The sequence below is a fragment of the Pontibacterium sp. genome (genome assembly GCF_041587635.1).
Taxonomy (GTDB): domain Bacteria; phylum Pseudomonadota; class Gammaproteobacteria; order Pseudomonadales; family Balneatricaceae; genus Pontibacterium.
The window spans coordinates 1-6,553 of the sequence record NZ_JBFGYC010000197.1 but is presented as its reverse complement, the minus strand read 5'-3'; the positions used below and the strand labels follow the sequence as shown (position 1 = coordinate 6,553).

Below are 6,553 nucleotides of genomic sequence, written 5' to 3'. Positions count from 1 at the left end.
TGTCTCTCTGTGAGTAAGTGCCAAAAGTCTAGAGATAAAAGCGGTAGTTTTTTTACAAAAAGGGTAAAAATATTCAGACTTATTGACTGTCAATACTTGCAATCCGCTTTATTTTTACGTGCTTAACTGCATGAAAAACAAGCATTTTATGGGCTGGTCGTAAAATGCGCAATCTGCAGGAGTGCTATGTCTCATGGGGGCTAGAGGTGTCTGTCACAAACTCATCCACGAACTTATCCACAGAAAGTGTGAATAAACTGTAATATTTGAGTTCATGCTCGATTTGAACCGTTTTAGTTATGTCAGCGGTGTTGAAGAGGCGACTGAGAGCACCCATTTTGCGACTCAGTCGCCTGTTGATTTAATCCCTCGGTAGCAGGTCAGCCTGATGTTCGCTCAGGACTTCCTCGCCAAACCATGCCAGATCATCATGCAGGTCTACGACTTCACCGACAATAATAAGTGCCGGTGCTTCCAGCTGTGCTTTCTGCTGTTTGCCTGCCAGATTGGCCAATGTGCCGACTAGCACTTTCTGCTCAGGGGAGGTCCCGCGAGAAATAATCGCGGCCGGTGTGTCTTCTGCCTTACCGTGACGGATCAGTTCCTTACTCAGGTGGGGCAGGCTATGTAAGCCCATATAAAAAACGATGGTCTGGTTGGGATGAACCAGCTCCTCGAAATTTAGATCGGAGCTGCGGTTTTTCAGCTGACCTGTCACAAAACGCACGGATTGCGCATAGTGGCGATGGGTCAGAGGGATACCGGCGTAGGTAGAGCAAGCACTGGCTGCAGTGATACCCGGTACCACCTGAAACGGAATGTTGTGTTCCTTCAGCTTCTGTAGCTCTTCTCCGCCGCGCCCGAAGATGAAAGGGTCACCGCCTTTAAGACGCAGCACGCGTTTGCCTTGAAGCGCGTGTTTAACCAGCAGCTCGTTAATACCTTCCTGCGGCACCGCGTGGTTTGCGCGTTTCTTGCCAACAAACACCCGGTCCGCATCGCGGCGGCAGAGATCCAGTACTTTGTCGGAAATCAGCGCATCGTAGAATACGATGTCGGCTTGCTGCATCAGGCGTAGCGCTTTAAAGGTCAGTAGCTCGGGGTCGCCCGGCCCACCGCCGACAAGATAGACTTCGCCGGTATGTTGTTCTGAATCACTGAGGTCGAGTTTACTCTCCAGCATCTGTTGGGCTTCATCATGACGGCCTGCGAAGACCTTCTCGGCGATCTGACCTTGCAGGACCTCCTCCCAGAAAATACGACGCTGGTTAACCGATGTGAAACGCTTCTTCACTGCGTGGCGGAAACGTCCCACCAACTGGCTTAGCTCGCTGTAACTGTTCGGGATCCAGGTTTCGAGTTTGGCCCGTAACAGGCGCGCCAGAACCGGTGCTTGTCCGCCAGAGGAGATGGCCACCACGATAGGGGAGCGATCAACGATGGCAGGGAAGATAAACGTGCACAGATCAGGTGAGTCAACGACGTTAACCGGAAGGTTGCAGGCTTTGGCGTCGAAGTGAACCCGCTCATTCAGCGCATTATCGTCGGTGGCAGCGATTACCAGGCCTTTGTTTTCCAAAAGGGCGGCATGATACTCGCCAATGATCACTTCGCCTTGATGCTGGGCGAGCATGGCTTCCAGTTCTGGACAAACTTCGTGGGACACGACGGTGACGATCGCGCCTGCACGGGTGAGCAGCGTTGCTTTACGCAGGGCGATGCTACCGCCGCCGACCAGCAATACGGGTTGATTCTCGAGTTTGAAAAAGAGTGGCAGGTAATCCAAGGCTAGCTCTCCTGATGGATCGGATATCTGACGTCGTTGCCGGAAATAGGTTACAGAATGTTAATAGTGTATCAGAGCAAATGCTGCAATAGCGGGCAGGTTTGCGACAGGCAAGAAAAAAGGGGCCTCGTTGCCCCTTTTTCTGAAGTGCTTACTTGAACTTAAGCGGTGTTGCCGGATGCAGACCACATTCGCGGTTTTCCGGATTTTCCCACCACCAACGTCCGGCGCGAACGTCTTCTCCCATGGAGATCGCACGGGTGCAGGGAGCACAACCGATGCTTGGGTAGTGCTGATCGTGCAATGCATTGTACGGAACATCGTTCGCTTTGATGTATGCCCAGATATCCTCTTCAGACCAGTCGGCCAGAGGGTTGAGCTTGTGCATGTTATTGCCTTCGTCCCACTCTTCGAACTGGATCTCGTCACGGGTGACGGACTGTTCACGGCGCAGGCCGGTAATCCATGCTTTGTTGCCACTCAGAGCGCGCTGCAGGGGCTTGATCTTGCGTACGAAGCAGCAGCCTTTGCGCATCTCTTGTGATTCGTAGAATGCATTAATCCCGTTGTCCTGCACGTAGGCTTCCACATCGGCAGACTCAGGGTAATACACCTGTACCTGAAGGTTACGGTAGACGGTGCGCACGTCCGCCAGTAATTTCAGGGTTTCTTCGGGCAGGCGACCGGTATCCAGAACGAACATTGGAATTTCCGGCGCGAACTTGCTCAGCAGATCGGTCAGAACGACATCTTCCGCGCCCAGACTGTTGGCCAGAACGATGGAGCCGTCGTGATCAGCGACCGCCTTTTTCAGCAGAGCGGCCGTGGCATCAACTTTTGCCTGCAGCTCCGGGGTAATTTGCTCACTCATCTTTCAACCTCACTCACATAAAAAGGCCACACCATCCGGGTATGGCCTGCACGATCCGGCTACTGGCGATAGACCGGACGGCTGTCATCTTCAGCGCCCTGATAACGGACGCTGAATTCGCTAAACGCGTTATGCACTTCTTCGCTATAACGGTCTGCAGGAATCTCCAGTGCATCAAAACCGCAGCGGGTCATGAAGTCCAGGCGATCATGAGATACATCACCTGTGGCACGGATCTGACCGGTAAAGCCAGCGCGTTTCAGCAGGCGGGCGATCGAGAACCCCCGACCATCGCGCACAGCAGGGAAGAATACCGCAATCAACGGGAACTGGTTTGGATTTTCTAATACTGTATCGATGTTGTCATCGCCGTTGACCTGCACGGCTAAACGGCCGTCACGGTTGCTCAGACTGTCCTGATTCTCCAGGTAGAGCGCCAGTGGAACAATAATGTCACCGCTCTGCTGCAGAGTGTCTTCATCGACCAGTGTCCAGCTATCGTTTTCGACCGGTTCGCGATTAATGAGCAGGGGCATAAACTTTCTCCTTAAACGGGCTCAGGCCGATGCGACGCACGCAATCGATAAACCGTTCATCTTCAATGCGTTGTTCTACAAATACCGCCAGGACTTTCTCCAGCGTGTCAGCGACCTCATCGGACGCTACCGCCTTGCCGATGACTTTGCCCAGAGAGGCATCTTCGCCATCGGAGCCACCCAGGGTGATCTGGTACCAGTCTTCACCTTTCTTATCCACACCCAGAATACCGATATGGCCAACGTGGTGGTGGCTGCAGGCATTGATACAACCGGACATATTCAGCTTGATATCGCCCAGATCATAGAGGTAATCCAGATCTTCAAACTTGGCATCAATCTGATCAGCAACACCCAGTGTTTTGGCGTTTGCCAGCGCACAGAAGTCACCACCCGGGCAGACCGTCATGTCGGTCAAGGTACCAACGTTGGCACGGGCCAGGTTTGCTTCAGACAGAATTTCCCACAGCTCATACAGGTCAGCGTTGCGTACATCCGCCAGTACCAGGTTCTGGTTATGGGTAGAACGGATCTCACCGAAGCTATACTTGTCCGACAGGTCGGCCACCAGATCCATCTGTTGATGGGTGATATCACCTTTGGGTACCAGATGTGCTTTCAGCGATACGATCACTGCGCGGTAACCGGACACTTTGTGCTCAACGGTGTTCTGACGGAACCATGCAGCGAAGCTTGCGTCTTCAGCCAGTTTGGCATCCAGCGAGGTATCGTTTGCTGCATCAGCTTCGTATTCGAATGGCTTGAAGAAGCCCTGAACACGGCTGATCTCTGCATCGGTCAGTACCAGATCAGAATCTTTGATCTGTTCCCACTCGGCTTCAACCAAATCACGGAACGTGTCGATACCCAGTGCGTTGACCAGAATCTTGATACGCGCTTTGTATTTGTTATCACGGCGACCTTTCAGGTTGTAAACACGAATGATCGCTTCCAGATAGGACAACAGGTCCTTCTTCTGAAGGAACGGACGAATCTGTTTTCCGATCACAGGTGTACGACCCAGACCGCCGCCGACCAGTACTTCAAAGCCGACTTCGCCTGCATCGTTTGTCACGATGTGCAGGCCAATATCATGCACCTGAGAGGCGGCACGATCAGTTGGACCACCGGAGATGGCGATCTTGAACTTACGTGGCAGGAACGCGAATTCCGGATGCAGGCTGGACCACTGACGGATGATCTCGCAGTACGGACGCGGATCTTCGATCTCATCAGCAATAATACCTGCAAACTGGTCAGTCGTCGTATTACGGATACAGTTACCGGAGGTCTGGATAGCGTGCATCTGCACCTTCGCCAGCTCTTCCAGAATATCGGGTACGTCTTCCAGTTTCGGCCAGTTGAACTGGATATTGGTACGGGTCGTAAAATGACCGTAGCCTTTATCCCACGTGCGGGCAACGTGTGCCAGAGAGCGCATCTGCTGTGCCGACATCATGCCGTAAGGTACCGCTACACGCAGCATTGGCGCGTGACGCTGTACGTAAAGTCCGTTCATCAAACGGAGCGCCAGAAACTCATCTTCCGGCAGATCACCAGCAAGGAAACGGCGGGTCTGATCGCGGAACTGCGCGACACGCTCATTTACCAGTTGTTGGTCGACTTGATTGTATTGATACATGATTCGACACCTAGCTCGGCCTCTACGGACCGATCACCTCACATTGTGTTAAAAATTGTTGGGTCTTACCCGGCCAGAACGAAACGCAGGCCGATGGCTAACAGTAATGAGCCCATGATCGGCTGCATCACCTTTGGTGAAAGTCGGGTACCCAGATGACTACCGACAAACACGCCTGGCAATGATCCGATAACCAGATAGATCAGCAATGTCAGATCAACATTCCCCATCCCGTAATGACCTGCGCCGGCTACTGCAGTTAAGACCACTGCATGCAACAGGTCAGTACCCACGATGGCCGGCATGGACATTCGTGGATACAGCAAAATTAATAGCGCGGTTCCCAGAGCACCTGCACCAACAGATGACAGAGTTACCAGGCCGCCAAGGACAACGCCCATCGCAACCGTAATATACGGGCGCCAGCGGCGACCGTGGTGTGCAAAGGCTGTGTCTTGCCACTCCAGTGCTTTCGCGCGAATCTTATTGCGAAAGAATACAGCGATGGAGGTCAGTACCAGCGACACGCCCAGCGTCAGGTTCATCAGGTGCTCGATCTGTTCCAGACCATCCAGCCCCTTCAAATAATGCAGGGTCAGCAAACTGCCTGGCAGGCTACCGCTCAACAGCAGCAGAACAATCTTGTACTCGACCAGCTTTTTCTTGGCGTACGAGAAAATACCGCCACCTTTAGTTATAGCTGCATATAAAAGGTCGGTACTGACGGCTGTCACCGGTGGGATACCGAATACAACGATCAGTATTGGCGTCATTAGGGCTCCACCGCCGATACCTGTCAGGCCGACGATGAATCCGACTACCAATCCAGCAAAGCTGTATGCAAATTCCATGGGTGCACCTGTCACTAATAAACGAGCGGAATATTAGCCTGTGCTGCATATAACTTAAAATAATAATTTGAAATTTTCTTATTACTTTTTGATTGAATGCAGGGATTCTTATATACTGGTCACAAATTGAGCTCTATATTCTAAAAAGTGATTAATAAATTTCTATTTATTCTTTTTTGTTTTATAGGGCGAGCTGCGATAATGCGCAGCTAAAACCGGAACTCTATAACGTCAGCAAGGCGGAATGGGGTTTCTTGCTTCAATCGATATTAATTTAAAGGGCGTGTATTAATGTCATCCTTGCCGGAACATCGTTTGACCCATCTTCGGCAGCTCGAAGCCGAGAGTATTCATATCATTCGTGAAGTTGCATCCGAGTTCGAAAACCCGGTGATGCTTTACTCCGTTGGTAAGGACTCCGCTGTCATGTTGCATCTGGCGCGTAAAGCGTTTTATCCGGGTAATCCACCCTTCCCGCTGATGCACGTAGACACCACCTGGAAGTTCCGTGAAATGATCGAATTCCGTGACCAGATGGCTCAAGAAGCCGGCATGGATCTGATCGTGCACATCAACCAGGAAGGCGTGGACATGGATATCAGTCCGTTTACCCACGGTTCCAAGAAGCACACCGATATTATGAAGACTCAGGGCCTGAAGCAGGCCTTGAACAAGTACAAATTTGATGCGGCATTTGGTGGTGCCCGTCGTGACGAAGAGAAATCCCGTGCAAAAGAGCGTGTGTTCTCCTTCCGTGACGAGAACCATCGCTGGGATCCGAAAAGCCAGCGTCCGGAGCTGTGGAATACCTTCAACACCCGTATCGACAAGGGTGAAAGCATTCGTGTATTCCCACTGTCCAACTGG

The 6,553-nt window shown here is 51.9% G+C and carries 6 protein-coding genes; 1 reads left to right on the top strand and 5 read right to left on the bottom strand.

From position 1 onward, the window contains the following. Nucleotides 1-361: 361 nt before the first annotated feature. The 5 genes from cysG to ABYW01_RS11000 form a co-directional block, all read right to left on the bottom strand. Nucleotides 362-1,786, bottom strand: coding sequence for a siroheme synthase CysG (cysG, locus tag ABYW01_RS11020; protein ID WP_372832705.1), 1,425 nt, complete (start codon nt 1,784-1,786; stop codon nt 362-364). Between the two features lie 151 nt (nt 1,787-1,937). Beyond that, a complete protein-coding gene (locus ABYW01_RS11015; RefSeq protein ID WP_372832703.1) occupies nt 1,938-2,657 on the bottom strand; it encodes a phosphoadenylyl-sulfate reductase in 720 nt (239 codons plus the stop codon). Between the two features lie 59 nt (nt 2,658-2,716). After that, the gene (locus ABYW01_RS11010) at nt 2,717-3,193 is read right to left on the bottom strand and encodes a DUF934 domain-containing protein (RefSeq protein ID WP_372832702.1); all 477 of its coding nucleotides are present in this window, start codon (nt 3,191-3,193) and stop codon (nt 2,717-2,719) included. After that, nucleotides 3,177-4,835 carry a nitrite/sulfite reductase gene (locus ABYW01_RS11005; RefSeq protein WP_372832700.1) on the bottom strand — a complete coding sequence of 553 codons (1,659 nt, stop codon included), beginning with the start codon at nt 4,833-4,835 and terminating at the stop codon, nt 3,177-3,179. The genes ABYW01_RS11010 and ABYW01_RS11005 overlap by 17 nt, the downstream gene beginning before the upstream one ends. A 65-nt stretch (nt 4,836-4,900) precedes the next feature. Beyond that, nucleotides 4,901-5,686: a sulfite exporter TauE/SafE family protein gene (locus tag ABYW01_RS11000; protein ID WP_372832699.1), complete on the bottom strand. Its 786-nt coding sequence runs from the start codon at nt 5,684-5,686 to the stop codon at nt 4,901-4,903. A 291-nt stretch (nt 5,687-5,977) separates the two neighbouring features. Here ABYW01_RS11000 and cysD point away from each other — a divergent pair. Then, nucleotides 5,978-6,553, top strand: a 576-nt coding sequence (cysD, locus tag ABYW01_RS10995; RefSeq protein WP_372832698.1) for a sulfate adenylyltransferase subunit CysD, incomplete at its 3' end; no start/stop codon positions are given.